This window comes from Leisingera sp. McT4-56 (genome assembly GCF_020514995.1).
Lineage (GTDB): Bacteria > Pseudomonadota > Alphaproteobacteria > Rhodobacterales > Rhodobacteraceae > Leisingera > Leisingera aquaemixtae_A.
The window spans coordinates 142,168-157,338 of the sequence record NZ_JAJALF010000010.1 but is presented as its reverse complement, the minus strand read 5'-3'; the positions used below and the strand labels follow the sequence as shown (position 1 = coordinate 157,338).

Genomic DNA, 15,171 nt, shown 5'->3' with positions numbered 1-15,171 from the left:
CCCGCCACGCCAAGAGCCAGAAGGACCAGCTTCTGGGCCAGATGGTCGGCCTGCCGATCCCGATGGCGCTGTTTGCCTTTATCGCCTCCGCCGTGACCTCGGCCACCGTGGTGATCTACGGCGAGGCGATCTGGGATCCGATCCAGCTGTCCGAGAAGATGGGCGGATTTTCGGTGATCATCGCGCTGTTTGCCCTGATCGTGGCGACGCTGACCACCAACCTGGCGGCCAACGTCGTGGCACCTGCGCACGGGTTCTCGAACCTGGCGCCGAGCAAGATCAACCTCAAGCGCGGCGGCTACATCACCGCGGGCATCGGCATCGCCATGTTCCCCTGGATCCTGGTGAACCACATCATCGGCTGGCTGATCGCCTATTCGGCGCTCTTGGGTCCGATCGCGGGCGTGATGCTGGCGGACTACTACCTGCTGCGCAAGACCAAGCTGGAAGTGGCCGACCTGTTCAAGATGAACGGCATCTATTCCGGCAGCAACGGCACCAACTGGGCCGGTGTCTGGGCCCTCGTGATCGGCATCCTGCCGAACCTGCCGGGTTTCCTGGCCGGTGTCGGCATCACCGCCGGCACGTCGGACTTCTTCGCCACGATCTATACCTATGCGTGGTTTGTGGGCCTGTTTGTCGCCGGTGCCGCCTATCTGGTGCTGTCGAAGGTCCTGAACAAGTGAATCCAAGCCCCGGAGCGGCGCATCCGCTCCGGGGCTTTCCTTAGAAATCAAACAGAAGGGTTGCCTGATGCCCAAAGCCTATTGGATCGCACATGTCACGGTGACGGATCCCGAACCCTATGCCCTGTATGCCGCAGGTGCGACTGAAGCCTTCCGCAGGTTCAATGCGCGCGTGCTGGCACGCGGCGGAAAGTGCGAACAGCTTGAAGGCGACGGCCATCCGCGCAATGTGGTCATCGAATTCGATACGCTGGATGCGGCCCTGACCTGCTACAACTCGCCGGAGTACCAGGCGGCCAAGAACCACCGCCTTGGCGCAGGTATCGCCAACATCGTGATTGTCGAAGGCGCAGAGTCCTGACCGATCAGGTTCCCAAGTGAAAGTCAGGCCCTGTGCCTGCAGCGCTCAGCTGCCCGGCTATCGCGCAAGCTAGCCGGGCAGCCGCCAATGGCGATCAGCTGGCGCCGCGCAGATCCGCCGGCAGCAGCGCTTCGGGGATATTCTGATAACAGACCGGGCGCAGGAAGCGGCGGATCGACAGGGTGCCGACCGAGGTCGCGCCGAAATTGGTCGAGGCCGGGTAGGGGCCGCCATGCACCATGGTGTCACAGACTTCAACCCCGGTGGGGAAGCCATTGGCCAGCACCCGGCCGGCCTTGCGTTCCAGGACCGGCAGCAGGGCCTGACCCTGTGCGGTGTCCGCCTCGTCCAGATGCAGGGTGCAGGTCAGCTGGCCCTGCAGCGCGCGGGCGATCTCCAGCATTTCGGCGTCGCTTTCGGCGGTGATCACGAGACCCAGCGGACCAAAGACTTCCTCGGCCAGGATCTCATTGCCCAGCCAGGTGCGCGCCTCGGTCACATAAAGGTAGGGCGCGGCAGAGCGGGTGTCGCAGCTGGTGGTGAGCAGCTCGCGCACACCCGCGGTGGCGGCAACCTGGCGCTGGCCCTCGCGGTAGGCGCTGGCGATGCCCTCGGTCAGCATGGCTTGCGGCGCGACCTCTGACAGGGCGGCTGTGGCGGTGTCAATGAAACGCTCGGCCTCGGCGCCTGCGCGCAGCACGGCGATGCCGGGGTTGGTGCAGAACTGGCCCGCGCCCATGGTCAGCGAGGCGGCCCAGCCGGTAGCGATTTCCGTGCCGCGCGCCGACGAGGCCGCGTCGAGGATGAACATCGGGTTCACGGACCCCAGCTCGCCGAAGAAGGGGATAGGTTCGGGGCGGGCGGCGCAGAGGTCGAACAGGGCGCGGCCGCCGGCCAGCGAGCCGGTGAAGCCCACCGCCCTGATCAGCGGGTGCTGCACCAGCGCTGCGCCGACCTCGCGGTTGCCGCCCTGGATCAGGCTGAAGACGCCGGGGTGGAGGCCGCATTTGGTGATCGCGGCAAGGACGGCTTCGGCAACGATCTCGCCGGTGCCGGGGTGGGCGCTGTGGCCCTTGACCACAACAGGGCAACCGGCTGCCAGCGCTGCGGCGGTGTCGCCGCCGGCGGTGGAGAAGGCGAGCGGGAAGTTGGAGGCGCCGAAGACCGCGACAGGTCCCAGCGGGCGCTGCATCATGCGCATGTCGGGCCGGGGCAGGGGGGCGCGGTCCGGCAGAGCGGCGTCATAACGGCGGTCGAGGTAATCGCCCTTGAGGATATGCTCGGCAAAGGTGCGCAGCTGGCCCGTGGTACGCCCGCGCTCGCCCTGCAGGCGCGCCTCCGGCAGGCCGGTTTCCTGGGTGCCGATGGCGGTAATGTCGTCAGCGCGCGCTTCGATCTCATCGGCGATGGCGTGGAGGAAGGCGGCACGCTCCGCCCGGCTGGTGCTGCCGTAGCTGGCAAAGGCGTCCTCTGCGGCCTCTACCGCGGCGTTGACGTCGCTGATGCGGCCAACGGAGAAATCGTGGCTGGGGCCGCTGGCGGGGGCGGAGGGGAAGCGGGTTTCGCCGGGCACCCAGGCGCCAGCGATCAGGTGGTTTCCGTGCGGTGTGAACATGGGCGGGCCTCTGTCTCGTGGGGATGGTGAATATTGATACAGGATAATGGATACAAAATACGAATTGTGCAAGGTGCTGACCAGAGAAAACCGGGCGGTTCACGTGTCAGCGGCAGGAAAAGGGCGGTTCAGCTGTCGGCAGTGGCGCGATGTTCGGCGACCAGCGACAGCAATTCCTCCTTGGTGCGGGAGATGTGATGGGTCAGCGCGGCACAGGCGCCCTCCACATCGCGGGCCTGGGCCAGGTCCAAGAGGTCGTGGTGCTCCTTCTTGGCAGGCTCGCGCTGTTTCATCACGCTGAGGTGCATCCGGATGAAGCGGTCGCAATGCAGGCTGATGCCCTGCAGCACCTCGTTGGTCAGCTTGCGGTCTGCGGCGGCATAAAGCGCCGAGTGGTATTTGTGATTGAGCGCGCCCCATTTGGCCACGTCATTGGCATCGTAAGACGCGTCCATGTCCTTGAGGATCCGGGTGCAGCGGCTGAAATCCTCGGTGGTCATGGCCGGAATCGCACGGCGGAACAGGTCCACCTCCAGCAGGATGCGCAGGTCGAAGATCTCGGCGATTTCACGCAGCGAGTGCTTGGTGACTGCGGCGCCGCGGTTGTTGGTGAACTGCACCAGCCCTTCGGCGTCCAGCCGTTTCAGCGCCTCGCGGATCGGCATGCGCGAGACATCGTATTCCTCTGCCAGGGCCTCTTGCCGGATGGTTTCACCCTCGGCCAGCTCACCGCTCAGGATGCGTTCGCGCAGGTCGTTGGCAATCACTTCCGGGAGGGAGCTTCGGGTAACGGCGCGTTTGCCTGCCATGGGGGCCTCGTCAGATTTGTTGTTCGTATTTTGGATACGCTAGATGGTCTGCCCCGTATCTTCAAGCAATTGGCCTGGTTTCGCGCGGGCGACAAGTGGTGCGGCCCTGCAATTGGTTTTTTGTATCCAGAACCCTGGCCGTGTCAGGCGCCCCAGGTGTCGCTGAGGCGATAGCCGCCGGGCCAGGGGTCGTCCGGGTCCAGCATGTGCTGATGGATGCCGGTGATCCAGCCGCGCCCGCTGAGTTCCGGCACGATCGCCGGGCGCCCGCCCACCGTGGTTTGCTCCACGATCCGTCCTGTGAAGCGGGAGCCGATGATCGACACGGCCTCAAAGGTCTGGTCCGGCGACATCTGCCCCTTGGCCAGCATTAGCGCCATGCGGGCCGAAACCGCGGTGCCGGTGGGCGAGCGGTCCACCTTGCCCGGCTGGATGGCAACCGCGGAGCGGCTGCTGATGCCGGTCTCCGTCTGTTCCAGCGGGCCGCAGAAGGCGCAGAAGGAGATGTGGTTCCAGTCCGGGTTCTCCGGGTGGGTGAAGCCGAGCTGCGTGTTGGCGGCCTCGAGGATGCGGGTGCCGAGCTGGGCGATCTGCTTGGCGTTTGCCTCTGTGATCTCCAGCCCCAGATCAGCGGCCTGCACCACGACGAAACTGTCGCCGCCATAGGCGGTGTCGACGGTCAGTGTGCCAATGCCCGGCACATCGAGGGAAGCGCCGATCTCACCGGCGAAGCTTGGCACGTTCTGCACGAAGATCCGCTCCGCCTTGCCGTTCCTGCATTCGGCGCGCACCCGCACCAGACCGCCGGGGGCTTCCAGCACCAAATGGGTTTCCGGCTCCTGCATCGGCAGGATGCCCCCGTCCAGCAGAACGGTGGAGACGCAGATCGAATTGGAGCCGGACATTGGCGGAGTGTATTCCGGCTCCATGATGATAAAGCCCATGTCGGCCTCCGGGTGCTTGGGCGGCACCAAGAGGTTCACATGACGGAACACGCCGCCGCGGGGTTCATTCAGGACAAAGTTCCGCAGGGTCTGGTCGCGGTCGATGAAGGCGCGCTGCTCCCACAGGGTTTCGCCCGGCGGCGGTGCGACGCCGCCAACGATTACATCGCCCACCTCGCCCTCTGCATGGGCGGAGATCACATGGATGGTCTTGCTGCTGCGCATCCGCAGGCCTCCTCAGGAATAGCGGGCAACCGGTTCGCCCAGGGTCTCGAAGATCGGGGTGATCCCCAAGCCGGGCGTATCCGGGGCGGTCATCCGCCCGTTCACACGCTTGGGCGCGCCGCGGGCAATGTCAACGGTGCCATAGCTGTTGAAGTCGGTGGCGGAGAAGGTGAACTCCGCCGGGGTGGAGCGGGCCAGATGGGCGATGGCGGCGGTGGTGATGTCGCCGCCCCAGGTGTCCTCGATGGTCATCGGAATGCCATGCGCCACGCAGAGATCGCGCATCAGCCGTGCGCGGCTCAGGCCGCCGACCTTGGAAATCTTGAGGTTGATCACGTCCATTGCGTCCTCGGCAATGCCGCGCACCAGCGTGTTGGGGGTGTCGATCACCTCGTCCATCACAAAGGGCAGCGCGGTGCGGCGGCGGATCGAGACGCTTTCCTCGTAGGTGAGGCAGGGCTGTTCCACATAGACGTCGAGGCCCGCGATGGCGCCCACCACCCGTGCAGCCTCGTGCCGGGTCCAGCCGGTGTTGGCGTCGGCCACCAGCAGGTCGGACTTCTTCAGCACGGCACGGGTGGCATGGATGCGGTCGATGTCGTCATTGGCCTCGCCGCCGACCTTCAGCTGGAACTTGGTGTAGCCCTCGGCGGCGTAGTCCTCGATCTTGCGGGCCATGGTGTCCGGGTCCTCCTGGCTGATGGCGCGGTAGAGCACAACATCCTCCTGCGCGGCACCGCCCAGCAGGGTATAGACCGGCTGGCCAGTGGCCTTGCCCAAGATATCCCAGCAGGCAATGTCGACCGGCGCCTTGGCATAGGGATGGCCGCGCAGGGCCGCGTCCATGGTGCGGTTGATCTGGCCCAGGTTCAGCGGGTCCTGGCCAATGAGATGCGGTGCCAGTTCCGCCAGCCCGGCGCGCACGCCGCGCGCGAAGGAGGGCAGGTAGGCGGAGCCCAGCGGGCAGCACTCGGCATAGCCGGTCAGCCCCTCGTCGGTGCTGATTTCTAGAACGGTGCTGTCAAAGACATCGACATAATTGCCGTTCGACCAGCTGTAGCGGCCTTCCTTCAGCGGCAGGTCGACCTGATAGACGGTGAGCTGGGTGATTTTCATGGCGCGGCTCCTTTCAGCGGCGGGTCAGAACCTGGTGGCGGAATAGGGCTTCATCGGCAGCGCGGCGGGGGTGTTTGCGGCGAGAGAGGCAACCAGCTCGGCGGTGCCGGCGGCCTGGGTCAGGCCCAGATGGCCGTGGCCGAAGGCATAGATCACGCCATCTGCGCAGGCGGAGCGGCTGATCACCGGCAGGCTGTCGGGCATCGAGGGGCGGAAACCCATCCATTGGGTGCCGCCGGAGGTATCGAGGTTCGGCAGGAATTGCTTGGCCTTCTGCAGCAGGATATCCGCGCGGCGGTAGTTCGGCGGCAGTTTCAGCCCGCCGAGTTCAACCGCGCCGCCAACCCGCACGCCGCCGCTGATCCGTGTGATCACAAAGCCATGCGCCGGGAAGGTCAGATGGGTTTTCAGGCCAAAGGCGCCGGGGGGCAGGGTGGTGTTGTAGCCACGCTCGGTTTCCAGCGGGATGTTTTCGCCCAGGGTGCGGGCCAGATGATGCGACCAGGCCCCGCAGGCGACCACGGTCTGTGATGCAGGGACCGGGCCGTCCTTGGTCTGGGCTAGGGTCTTGCCGCCCTCGCTGCGCAGGGCCGTCACCTCAGCGGTGTCTATGCGGCCGCCCCGGGCGAGGAAGGCCTGCGCCAGATGCTCCACCCAGGTCTTGGGGTTCACCGTGTTCATCCAGTCGGGGGTGAAGGCAGCATGGGTGAAATGCGGGGCCAGGCCGGGCTGAATTTCGGCGATTACCTCCGGGCTGCGCAGCAGGTCGAAGCGGATGCCGTGTTCACGCCGCAGCTGCCAGTCGGGCAGGGCGGCGCGAAATGCAGCCTCGCCTTCATAGAGCTGCAATTGCCCCTCGCGCTGCATCAGCGCCTCGCCGTCCACATCGGCAATCTGGCGTTCCAGCGCGGCGCGGGAGTGCGCCATCAACAGCACCTGCGCCTGCAGCGCGGCCTGGTAGCGGCTGCGCCAGCTGGCGCGCCAGAACCGCAGCATCCAGGGGGCGATCTGCAGCGCATAGGCGGGCGGCACCGACAGCGGCCCCAGCGGATCCAGCAGCCACTTCGGCGCCTTGCGCATGATGCCCGGCGTCGCAAGCGGCACGATGTCGGTAAAGGCAAAGGCGCCGGCGCTGGCCGCCGAGGCCTCTGCCGCGACGCCGGTGCGGTCGAGCACGCGCACCTGATGCCCCTGTTTCTGCAGCTCCAGCGCGGCGCTGAGGCCGATGATGCCGGCGCCGATGACGAGGATATCGTCCGAGTCTTTTGCGGTCATGTCAGGTCCTATCACAGTCCGACCAGCAGGGAAGGCAGCCAGGTGGCCAGCTCCGGCACCAGCAGGAGCGCCGCCAGCACCAGGCCTTGTGCGGCAACAAATGGCAGCACGCCGCGGTACATGTGGCCGTAGGTCATGTCCTTGGGCGCAATGGAGCGCAGGTAGAAGATTGAGGGCGCCATCGGCGGGGTCAGGTAGGAGGTCTGGATTACCACCAGCACCAGCATGGCAAACCAGACGGGATCAATGCCCGCGCTGCGCACCAGCGGCGCGAAGATCGGCACGAAGATCAGCACGATCGACACCCAGTCCAGGACAAAGCCTGCAAAGAACACTACTAGCAGCAGGAAGGTGATGAGGCCCGCGTTACCATAGCCGATGACCTCCACCGTATCGCGCACCAGCCCGCCGCCGCCGGTGACGGCGAAGATCGAGGTGAACATGGTGCCACCCGCCACGATCAGCATGATCATCGCGGTGATGCGCAGGGTGACGCCCAGGGCCTCGCCCAGCATGGTGAAAGTGAGTTCGCGGAACAGGAGCGTCAGCACCAGCGTGCCTGCAGCCCCCACGGCGGCGGCCTCTGTTGCGGAGGCGGCGCCAGCCAGCAGTGAGCCCAGCACCATGACAATCAGCAGGAGCGGCGGCACCAGCGCGGTGACGGTGATCTTCAGCTTCTGGCCCACCGGCATGGCGCGGCCCTCAGGCGGCAGCACCGGCGCGTCCTGCGGGCGGCGCAGGCTCCGCAGCAGCACGTAGCCCACGAAGAAAACGACCATCAGCACGCCGGGCAGGATCGAGGCCGCGAACAACTGCCCGATCGACAGTTGCGCGATGGAGGCATAGACCACCACGATCACTGAGGGCGGGATGATGGTGCCGAGCGAGCCGCCCGCGCAGATGGTGCCGGCAATCAGGTCGTTTTTGTAGCTTGCCGCGCGCATAGCCGGGATCGCCATCAGCCCGACGACGATCTCCACCGCGCCGACAACGCCAGAGGCGGCGGCAAAAATCGCGCACATGGCGATGGTCGAGAGCGCCAGCCCGCCGGGCAGCCCGCCCAGCCAGATCTGCAGCGCAAAAAACAGCCGTTTGGCAATGCCGGAGCGTTCCAGCACAGCGCCCATGAAGATGAACAGCGGAATCGCCGCCAGCACGAAGTTGGACGCGGTGTGCAAGAGCGGGCCGTAAAGCTGCAGGAACAGCATGTCGCCAAAGACGGAATAGCCAAAGGCAACCGCCACGATCATCATCGAAAACGCCACGGGGATGCCGGCAAAGACCAGCGCAAACAGGGCGGCAAACATCAGAAGGGGGATCATAATGTCAGGACTCCGGCGCGCTGTGGTGATCATCGGGGGTTTGCCCCGGTAACTTTTCGCCGCGCAGATACAAAAGCGCCTCCAGCAGGAACTGCAGGCAGAAGGCAAAAAGGCCGAGCGCAATCACCGAATAAAACGGCCACATCAGCGGCGCCCAGGGGCTGACGGTCTCCACCTCGCCGGTTTGAAACGCCTTCAGCGCCTTGGACGCGGTCACCCAGGTCAGCGCGCCGGTGATCGGCGCCATCAGCAGCGCATAGACCGCGGCGTTCAGCAACTGCTGAACGCGCAGCGGGAAATTCTGCGACAGGAAGTCGATCCGCACATGCACCTCCTTGCGCAGCGAATAAGCCGCGCCCAGGAAGACGATTGAGCCGTTCAGCATATAGGAAATGTCAAAGGCCCAGAGCGTCGGGGCGCCAAAGACGTAGCGGGCGGCGACCTCGTAAAGCATGGCCGTAATCATGGCGAGAATGGTCAGCTGGCCAGCCGCGCCCAGCAGGGCCGACAGCCCTTCAACGCCGGTTTTGAAGAAATGCATAAAAACCTCCGGGCAGGGAGGCGCGAGCCGGTTACCCCGGCCCGCGCAAAGGATCATTCTGCGGCGTCGCGCACCAGGTAGACGGAGTTCTCGGCCCAGCTGGACTGATAGGCCAGGTAGCTGTCCAGAACCTCCTGCATCCGGGCGTTGCCGCCCTCGGCCAGTTCCGCAGCGCGGGCGCGGGCCCAGTTGCGGCCGGCCTCGCGCAGCTTCTCGGATTCGGCGTGCTCCATCTGGACCATCTGCACCTTGGTCTTGCGGTAGTCGGCCATCGCCTTGATGTCGGCGTCGCCAAAGCGGGTGTAGCCCTCATAGGTCGACAGGCGCGCGGAGGCTTCGATCAGCCCCTGCAGGTCTTCGGGCAGCGCGTCCCAGGTTTCAGCCTTGACGAAAACCTCCCACAGGAAAGAGGGCTGGTGCACGCCGGGCATGATCATGTAGGGCGCCACCTCGTGGAAGCCTTCGGAGAAGTTGGCGCCGGGGGTGGACCATTCGATGGCATCAACGCCCTTGCGCTGCAGCAGGGTGTAGATCTCGTTGCCGGGCACCACGGTCGGCACGCCACCGAAGTCGTCTTTCATCACCGCGGCAAAGGCGCCGGAGGTGCGGTATTTCACACCTTTCAGGTCCTCGACGGTTTTGATCTCGACGTTGGAATGGGCCATAACCTCAGAGGTGCCGATGCCGACGACCAGGCTGTGCAGCCCCATCTCCTCGCGGCGGAAGTCCTGCAGCTTCTTCTCGCCGCCGCCCTCGTAGATCCAGTGCAGGGTCGCCTCGGGCGACATGCCGCCGGGGAAGGAGGCAAAGATCGCGTTGGTCGGGTCCTGGTTCACCAGATAGGACGGGGTGGAATGGCCCGCCTCGACGATGCCTTCCTGCACTGCTTCATGCGCCTTAAAGGCGGGCACCAGAACACCGGCGCCGAATGGCTGGATCTCAACCCGGCCTTGGGTCAGGGTTTCGACGTTGCCTGCAAAACGCTCCATGAAGTTCTGGTAGAGGAAGGAGCCTTCGCCGACGGCGGCGGTCATCTTCCATTCAACCTCCGCCGCGGTGGCGGCTGTTGCCAGGGCCAGGCTGAAGCCTGCGGCGATTGCGGATGTGAATTTCATGTTAGGGACCTCTCTTCTGCTGGAATGCGGCCCGGGTTTTCGTCCCGGGCCCTGGTTGAATTGGTTCAGGCGGTGGCCTCTGCGCTGTTGGAAATCCCGCCGCGGAAGGGATCATCGGGGCTGAAGAACAGCTTGCCCTCGCCCATCACAAAGGCCTGGCCGCTGAGGGTCGGGATCACCCCGCCGTTCACCCCCGGCTGATAGGAAAGCCGGTAGGGAGAGCCGATGATGCTTTCCTGGATGATCTCCTCGCCCGGTTGCAGCCGCCCTGCTGCCGCCAGACAGGCCAGCCGGGCGGAGCTGCCGGTGCCGCAGGGGGAGCGGTCATAGGTGTCGTCCGGGCACAGCACGAAGTTGCGGCTGTGGATGCCCGCGCGGGGGGAGGGGCCTTGGAAGATCACATGGTCGATCGGCTCACCCTTTTCGCCGCCCACGCGTTGCGCATTGGCGGCGGTGCGGATGGCGATGGCGTGATCGGTCAGCGCGCGGATGTTCTCCCTGCGCAGCGGCAGCGGGCTGGGCTCGACGATGAAGAACCAGTTGCCGCCATAGGCGACATCGCCCGTCACGGTGCTGCCGTCCGGCAGGGCGACCTCGGCCGCCGCGGTGACGCGGCGGCTTTCGATGTTGGTGACGGTGACGGTATTGGCGTCCTCCAGCAGCACTGTCACCACCCCAACGGGGGTTTCGATGCGGTGGCTGCCGGGGGTGATCAGACCCAGATGGGCCAGCGTTACCGCCAGCCCGATGGTGCCATGCCCGCACATGCCCAGCACCGCATCGGCGTCGAAGTAAATGACACCGGCGGCGCAGGTGGGATCGGTGGGCTGCACCAGCAGCGCGCCGACCATGGCGGGCTGGCCGCGCGGCTCGCGCATCACGGCGTGGCAGAAGCCCATGTGCTCCTCTGCCAGCCGCCGGGCGCGCTCTGCCAGCGGGCCGGTCCCCAGATCGGGACCGCCCTCCAGGATCACCCGGGTCGGCTCGCCGCCGGTATGGCTGTCGACTACATGCATTCGGCGATGATCCCGCCCTGCGCCGACCAGTCCGCAAACCAGGTGCGGAACAGCGTGTACTGCTGTTCGCAATAGTTGCGCTGGGCGTCCGACAGCTCGTCTGTCTCGTTGAAATGCAGGCGGTAGTCTTCTTCGCCGTTAAGCACCAGGAGGTGCTTGTAGTAGAGGATCAGGTCCGGGCCCTCGTCGAAGGTCGAAAGAACATGGATTGCGTCGGTCAGCTCCTGCGCGCGCAGGCGGGCCTCGGCGCTGCCTTCAGCCGCCAGTTTTGACAGGCGCGCCAGCAGCAGCGCTTCCTTGGGGAGCGCACAGCCGATGCCGGTGATGGAGCCGGTGGCGCCACAGTTCACGAAGCCGTGGTAGACCTCGGTGTCGACGCCGACCATCAGCGTCACTTGGTCGTCCTGGCTGGTGATATGCTCTGCGGCATAGCGCAGGTCGTCCTTGCCGCCGAACTCCTTGAAGCCGATCAGATTCTTGTGCTCGGCGCGCAGGGCAAAGAACAGTTCGGCGCGGGTGGCAAAGCCGTAGTAGGGGCTGTTGTAGATGATCGCCGGCACGTCCGGCGCTGCGTCCAGAATGGCCTTGAAGTGGTTCTTCTGCGCCGCAACCGAGGTGCCGCGGGACAGGACGCGCGGGATCACCATCAGGCCGGCCGCGCCGACCTCCTGTGCGTGGCGGGCGTGATCTACGGCGGATTTGGTGTTGATCGCACCGGTGCCGACCACAACCGGCAGCCCGGCGGCGGCCAGGCGGGCAACGCCCTCCATCCGCTGTTCATCGGTCAGCAGCGGCCAGTCGCCCATCGAGCCGCAGTAGACCACCGCCGACATGCCCGCGGCGATCATCTCCTCGCCCTTTTTGACCAGCGCGTCGAAGTTCGGCGTGCGATCCGGGTTGCAGGGGGTCATCAGGGCCGGCATGGTGCCGGTGAAGACGTTTGTAGACATTATCCAATTTCTCCAGTTAGGGGCAGGCCGCCGCTGGGAGGCACGGCAGCCTGCGGGGGAAGGGGTCAGCGCACGTTGGCGAGGAACTTGCGGGTGTGTTCGGACTGGGCGTCGCCGAAGATCTGCGCGGGCGGGCCGATCTCCTCCATCACGCCCTGATGGAAGAAGGCCACCCGGTCGGAGACATCGCGGGCAAAGCCCATCTCATGGGTGACGCAGATCATCGTCATGCCCTCATCCGCCAAGAGGCGCATGGTATCCAGCACCTCGCCCACCAGTTCGGGGTCGAGGGCGGAGGTTGCCTCGTCAAACAGCATGTATTCGGGCTCCATCGCCAGCGCGCGGGCAATCGCCAGACGCTGCTGCTGGCCGCCGGACAGGGCGCTGGGATAGACATCCAGCTTTTCGCCCAGTCCCACATGCTGCAGCTGTTTAGCGGCAATTTCGCGGGCCTCAGCCTTGGACTTGCCTTTGACGATCCGCGGCGCCAGCGCCACGTTTTCCAGCGCTGTCAGATGCGGGAAGGAATTCCACTGCTGGAACACCATGCCCAGTTTCTGGCGCAGTCTGTTGATGTCGGTGCCCTTGGCATGCACATCGGTGCCGTCGACGGTGACAGCGCCGTCCTGGATCATCTCCAGCCCGTTGATGCAGTAAAGCAGCGTTGATTTGCCGGAGCCGGAGGCGCCGATGACAGAGAGCACCTCGCCCTTCTGCACATCCAGGTCGATGCCTTTCAGAACGTGCAGAGCGCCGAAATACTTGTGAAGGTCGCGGATGGAAATCATTGGGCCCACCTGTTTTCGAGATGTGTGGCGTAGCGGGAGACCGGATAGGACAGCGCGAAGTAGAAGGCGCCGGCCAGGGCCAGGATCAGGAACGGCTCCTGGGTGCGGGTGATCAGGATCTGGCTGGCCTTCAGCAGCTCGACATAGCCAAGCACCGAGACCAGCGCGCTGTCCTTCATCACCCCCAGCGCAACGCCGACCCAGGAGGGGAACACCGCCCGCCCGCCGATCGGAAGCACCACATGGCGCAGATCCTGACAGTAGCTCATGCCGAGGCTGCGCGCGGCGCGGCGCATCGGGGCGCCCACCGCCTCAATCCCGCCGCGGGCCACATTGGCCACCAGCGCCGCGGTATAGACGGTCAGGATCACGGTGCCGGAGGCAAAGGGATCGAGGTTCAGCCCGACGATCGGGGCGAAGTTGTAAAACAGCACCAGCTGGATGATCAGCGGCACGGAGCGGAACACGTCCAGCACCGGCGCCAGCGTCAGGGTGGCTGCGCGCCGGCCCTCGTACAGCACCCAGCCGAAAAGGGTGCCCAGCACCGTGCCAAGCGAGATCGACAGGACGGAAATCCACAGCGTGCGCAGCGCCGCCTCGCCCATGAACCAGAGGTCATTGGGGGCAAAGCCGCTGAAAAACTTAAGTGTCGGTTCCATGAAGTGCCCCCTCAGTACCGGAACAGCCGGGCGGCCATCAGCCGCGAGCTGAGCAGGATCACCTTGACGATGGCGTAGTAAATCACCGCCGTGACCGCGAAATATTCAAAGATGCGGAAGGTGCGGGAGGCAAAGAACTGTGTTTCGCCCGACAGTTCGCGGAAGCCCACCAGCATCCCCAGCGAGGACATCAGAACCGCCCAGACCATCTGGTTGGTGATCGGGTGGTAGACGATGCGGAACACCTGCGGGATCACCACGCGGCTATAGGCTTGCCAGGGCGTCATGCCAAGGCTGCGGGAGGCGCGGATCTGGGTCTCCGGCACGGCCTTGAAGCCGCCGCGGAAGTTTTCCGCCAGGTAGCCCGCGCAGTTAAAGGTCAGACCTGCCAGCACGATCAGATAAGGCGATAGGTGCAGGCCAAAGGCGCCGAGGCCGAAGCCGAAGAAGAACAGCTGGAACAGCGCAGGCGTGTTGCGGGCCAGCTCCACCCAGGCGGTGGCGAGCCAGTAGACCGGTCCACGAAGGTGCAGCCGCGCCAGCGCCAGGCAGAGGCCGATCACGATGCCAAGCACCATCGCCAGCACCGCTACTTGCAGCGTCAGGGAGGCCGCCTCCAGCAGGTCCGGCAGGCTTTTCATCACCGGCCGCCAGTGAAAATTGTAGTCGAACATGTGGGGTTATGCTCCCTGGCCCCTGCCTGCCGCCGGGAGAGCGCGGCTGGCAGGGGCGGGTTTCTGTTGGGTCAGTACAGCACGCCGGGGATGCGCAGCTCGGGCGCTTCGCCGCCGACGTATTTGCCCCACAGTTCCGCGTAACGGCCCGACCGCACCTGGTGGGTCACAAACAGGTTCAGGAAGTTGATCCAGGTGACATCCTCGCGCTTGCCCACGACCGAGGTGTAATCGGTGGTCCAGGGCATCCGCGGGCCGGCTGCCAGGGTCTCATACTGCTGGGTCACCGGCAGCACCGCGGTGTTGGTGGTCAGGCCGATGTCCGCCTTGCCCTGCGCCACCGCCAGGAACACCTCGTTCTCGGACTGGTAGCCCTGGTAGTTGCCCTCTTCGCCCCATTCGGCGGCAATCTTCAGCCATTCCTGCTCCGGCACGGTGCCGATGGCGCCGGCCACCCGCTTGCCCTTGATGTCCTCGAAGCTCTTGATGCCGCTTTCGGTGTTCACGACGCCCTGGGCGAAATAGATCGCATAGGGGATGGTGAAACCGACGGTGCGCGCCCGTGCTAGGCTGTCGGAGGTGGCGCCGAACACCACATCGGCGCGGCCCGTCACGATGGCAGGCAGGCGCTCGGCCCAGGTGACCGGGAGGATCTCGGCATCGACTTCTAGCGCTGCCGCCAGGTCGTTGCAGTAATCGACGTCAAAACCCGCGGGCTTGTTGTTGGCATCGCGGTAGCCGATCGGCGGGAAATCCAGCACCACGCCGCAGCGCAGGGTGCCGCGGTCCACCACATCATCCAGCGTATCCGCAAGGGCAGGTGCCAGCGGCACCAGGGCAAGCGCCGCAGCCGCGGCCAGCGATTTGAACATGAGATCCTCCTGTCGGTATTTGTTGTGGAGAATCAGATACAGGATATTGGATACATAATCCACAAAAACATTGAGACCGGAAAATCCCGTTCAGTTCAGGGCGCTTGCGGTGACAGTGGCTGTGCCGCGGCCTCTGCGGCAAATTGGCGGTGACGCGAATCGGGCTGCGGGCGTCGCATACGGATATTCCTGCGGCATTTTGG

The 15,171-nt window shown here is 65.3% G+C and carries 16 protein-coding genes; 2 read left to right on the top strand and 14 right to left on the bottom strand.

Features of this window, described 5'->3' with window-relative positions:
• On the top strand, nucleotides 1–686 hold a 686-nt coding region (locus LHL23_RS13340; protein ID WP_226430214.1), incomplete at its 5' end, for a cytosine permease.
• Between the two features lie 67 nt (nucleotides 687–753).
• Complete coding sequence (locus LHL23_RS13335; RefSeq protein ID WP_226430213.1) at nucleotides 754–1,047, top strand: DUF1330 domain-containing protein; 294 nt, start codon at nucleotides 754–756, stop codon at nucleotides 1,045–1,047.
• A 94-nt stretch (nucleotides 1,048–1,141) separates the two neighbouring features.
• Here LHL23_RS13335 and LHL23_RS13330 read toward each other — a convergent pair whose 3' ends face one another.
• The 14 genes from LHL23_RS13330 to LHL23_RS13265 form a co-directional block, all read right to left on the bottom strand.
• Entirely contained in the window at nucleotides 1,142–2,662 is a 1,521-nt protein-coding gene (locus tag LHL23_RS13330; protein WP_226430212.1) for an aldehyde dehydrogenase (NADP(+)), read from the bottom strand.
• 128 nt (nucleotides 2,663–2,790) lie between these two features.
• Nucleotides 2,791–3,471 (bottom strand): GntR family transcriptional regulator, encoded by a 681-nt coding sequence (locus LHL23_RS13325; protein ID WP_226430211.1) that lies wholly within the window; start codon nucleotides 3,469–3,471, stop codon nucleotides 2,791–2,793.
• A 143-nt stretch (nucleotides 3,472–3,614) separates the two neighbouring features.
• Complete coding sequence (locus tag LHL23_RS13320) at nucleotides 3,615–4,640, bottom strand: trans-3-hydroxy-L-proline dehydratase (protein ID WP_226430210.1); 1,026 nt, start codon at nucleotides 4,638–4,640, stop codon at nucleotides 3,615–3,617.
• Between the two features lie 12 nt (nucleotides 4,641–4,652).
• Entirely contained in the window at nucleotides 4,653–5,756 is a 1,104-nt protein-coding gene (locus tag LHL23_RS13315; protein ID WP_226430209.1) for a cis-3-hydroxy-L-proline dehydratase, read from the bottom strand.
• A 24-nt stretch (nucleotides 5,757–5,780) separates the two neighbouring features.
• Nucleotides 5,781–7,031 carry an NAD(P)/FAD-dependent oxidoreductase gene (locus LHL23_RS13310; RefSeq protein WP_226430208.1) on the bottom strand — a complete coding sequence of 417 codons (1,251 nt, stop codon included), beginning with the start codon at nucleotides 7,029–7,031 and terminating at the stop codon, nucleotides 5,781–5,783.
• Nucleotides 7,032–7,042: 11 nt separating this feature from the next.
• On the bottom strand, nucleotides 7,043–8,353 hold the full coding sequence (locus tag LHL23_RS13305) for a TRAP transporter large permease (RefSeq protein ID WP_226430207.1): 1,311 nt from the start codon (nucleotides 8,351–8,353) through the stop codon (nucleotides 7,043–7,045).
• A gap of 4 nt (nucleotides 8,354–8,357) precedes the next feature.
• Entirely contained in the window at nucleotides 8,358–8,894 is a 537-nt protein-coding gene (locus tag LHL23_RS13300; RefSeq protein ID WP_226430206.1) for a TRAP transporter small permease subunit, read from the bottom strand.
• 53 nt (nucleotides 8,895–8,947) lie between these two features.
• Nucleotides 8,948–10,009, bottom strand: coding sequence for a TRAP transporter substrate-binding protein DctP (dctP, locus tag LHL23_RS13295; protein ID WP_226430205.1), 1,062 nt, complete (start codon nucleotides 10,007–10,009; stop codon nucleotides 8,948–8,950).
• A 65-nt stretch (nucleotides 10,010–10,074) separates the two neighbouring features.
• Entirely contained in the window at nucleotides 10,075–11,025 is a 951-nt protein-coding gene (locus LHL23_RS13290) for a 4-hydroxyproline epimerase (protein WP_226430204.1), read from the bottom strand.
• Nucleotides 11,016–11,975, bottom strand: coding sequence for a dihydrodipicolinate synthase family protein (locus LHL23_RS13285; protein WP_226430203.1), 960 nt, complete (start codon nucleotides 11,973–11,975; stop codon nucleotides 11,016–11,018). The genes LHL23_RS13290 and LHL23_RS13285 overlap by 10 nt, the downstream gene beginning before the upstream one ends.
• A 65-nt stretch (nucleotides 11,976–12,040) precedes the next feature.
• Nucleotides 12,041–12,763: an amino acid ABC transporter ATP-binding protein gene (locus tag LHL23_RS13280; protein WP_226430202.1), complete on the bottom strand. Its 723-nt coding sequence runs from the start codon at nucleotides 12,761–12,763 to the stop codon at nucleotides 12,041–12,043.
• The gene (locus LHL23_RS13275) at nucleotides 12,760–13,422 is read right to left on the bottom strand and encodes an amino acid ABC transporter permease (protein WP_226430201.1); all 663 of its coding nucleotides are present in this window, start codon (nucleotides 13,420–13,422) and stop codon (nucleotides 12,760–12,762) included. The genes LHL23_RS13280 and LHL23_RS13275 overlap by 4 nt, the downstream gene beginning before the upstream one ends.
• Before the next feature lie 11 nt (nucleotides 13,423–13,433).
• Complete coding sequence (locus LHL23_RS13270; protein WP_226430200.1) at nucleotides 13,434–14,096, bottom strand: amino acid ABC transporter permease; 663 nt, start codon at nucleotides 14,094–14,096, stop codon at nucleotides 13,434–13,436.
• A 71-nt stretch (nucleotides 14,097–14,167) separates the two neighbouring features.
• Complete coding sequence (locus LHL23_RS13265; RefSeq protein WP_226430199.1) at nucleotides 14,168–14,968, bottom strand: transporter substrate-binding domain-containing protein; 801 nt, start codon at nucleotides 14,966–14,968, stop codon at nucleotides 14,168–14,170.
• Nucleotides 14,969–15,171 lie beyond the last annotated feature (203 nt).

Excerpts from the sequence above, each read along its gene's own strand:
- LHL23_RS13275 (WP_226430201.1), bottom strand. The coding sequence starts at position 13,422 with ATGGAACCGACACTTAAGTTTTTCAGCGGCTTTGCCCCCAATGACCTC.
- LHL23_RS13285 (WP_226430203.1), bottom strand. The coding sequence starts at position 11,975 with ATGTCTACAAACGTCTTCACCGGCACCATGCCGGCCCTGATGACCCCC.
- LHL23_RS13335 (WP_226430213.1), top strand. The coding sequence starts at position 754 with ATGCCCAAAGCCTATTGGATCGCACATGTCACGGTGACGGATCCCGAA.
- LHL23_RS13305 (WP_226430207.1), bottom strand. The coding sequence starts at position 8,353 with ATGATCCCCCTTCTGATGTTTGCCGCCCTGTTTGCGCTGGTCTTTGCC.
- LHL23_RS13290 (WP_226430204.1), bottom strand. The coding sequence starts at position 11,025 with ATGCATGTAGTCGACAGCCATACCGGCGGCGAGCCGACCCGGGTGATC.
- LHL23_RS13315 (WP_226430209.1), bottom strand. The coding sequence starts at position 5,756 with ATGAAAATCACCCAGCTCACCGTCTATCAGGTCGACCTGCCGCTGAAG.
- LHL23_RS13280 (WP_226430202.1), bottom strand. The coding sequence starts at position 12,763 with ATGATTTCCATCCGCGACCTTCACAAGTATTTCGGCGCTCTGCACGTT.
- LHL23_RS13325 (WP_226430211.1), bottom strand. The coding sequence starts at position 3,471 with ATGGCAGGCAAACGCGCCGTTACCCGAAGCTCCCTCCCGGAAGTGATT.
- LHL23_RS13310 (WP_226430208.1), bottom strand. The coding sequence starts at position 7,031 with ATGACCGCAAAAGACTCGGACGATATCCTCGTCATCGGCGCCGGCATC.
- LHL23_RS13300 (WP_226430206.1), bottom strand. The coding sequence starts at position 8,894 with ATGCATTTCTTCAAAACCGGCGTTGAAGGGCTGTCGGCCCTGCTGGGC.
- LHL23_RS13270 (WP_226430200.1), bottom strand. The coding sequence starts at position 14,096 with ATGTTCGACTACAATTTTCACTGGCGGCCGGTGATGAAAAGCCTGCCG.
- LHL23_RS13265 (WP_226430199.1), bottom strand. The coding sequence starts at position 14,968 with ATGTTCAAATCGCTGGCCGCGGCTGCGGCGCTTGCCCTGGTGCCGCTG.
- LHL23_RS13320 (WP_226430210.1), bottom strand. The coding sequence starts at position 4,640 with ATGCGCAGCAGCAAGACCATCCATGTGATCTCCGCCCATGCAGAGGGC.
- LHL23_RS13330 (WP_226430212.1), bottom strand. The coding sequence starts at position 2,662 with ATGTTCACACCGCACGGAAACCACCTGATCGCTGGCGCCTGGGTGCCC.
- dctP (WP_226430205.1), bottom strand. The coding sequence starts at position 10,009 with ATGAAATTCACATCCGCAATCGCCGCAGGCTTCAGCCTGGCCCTGGCA.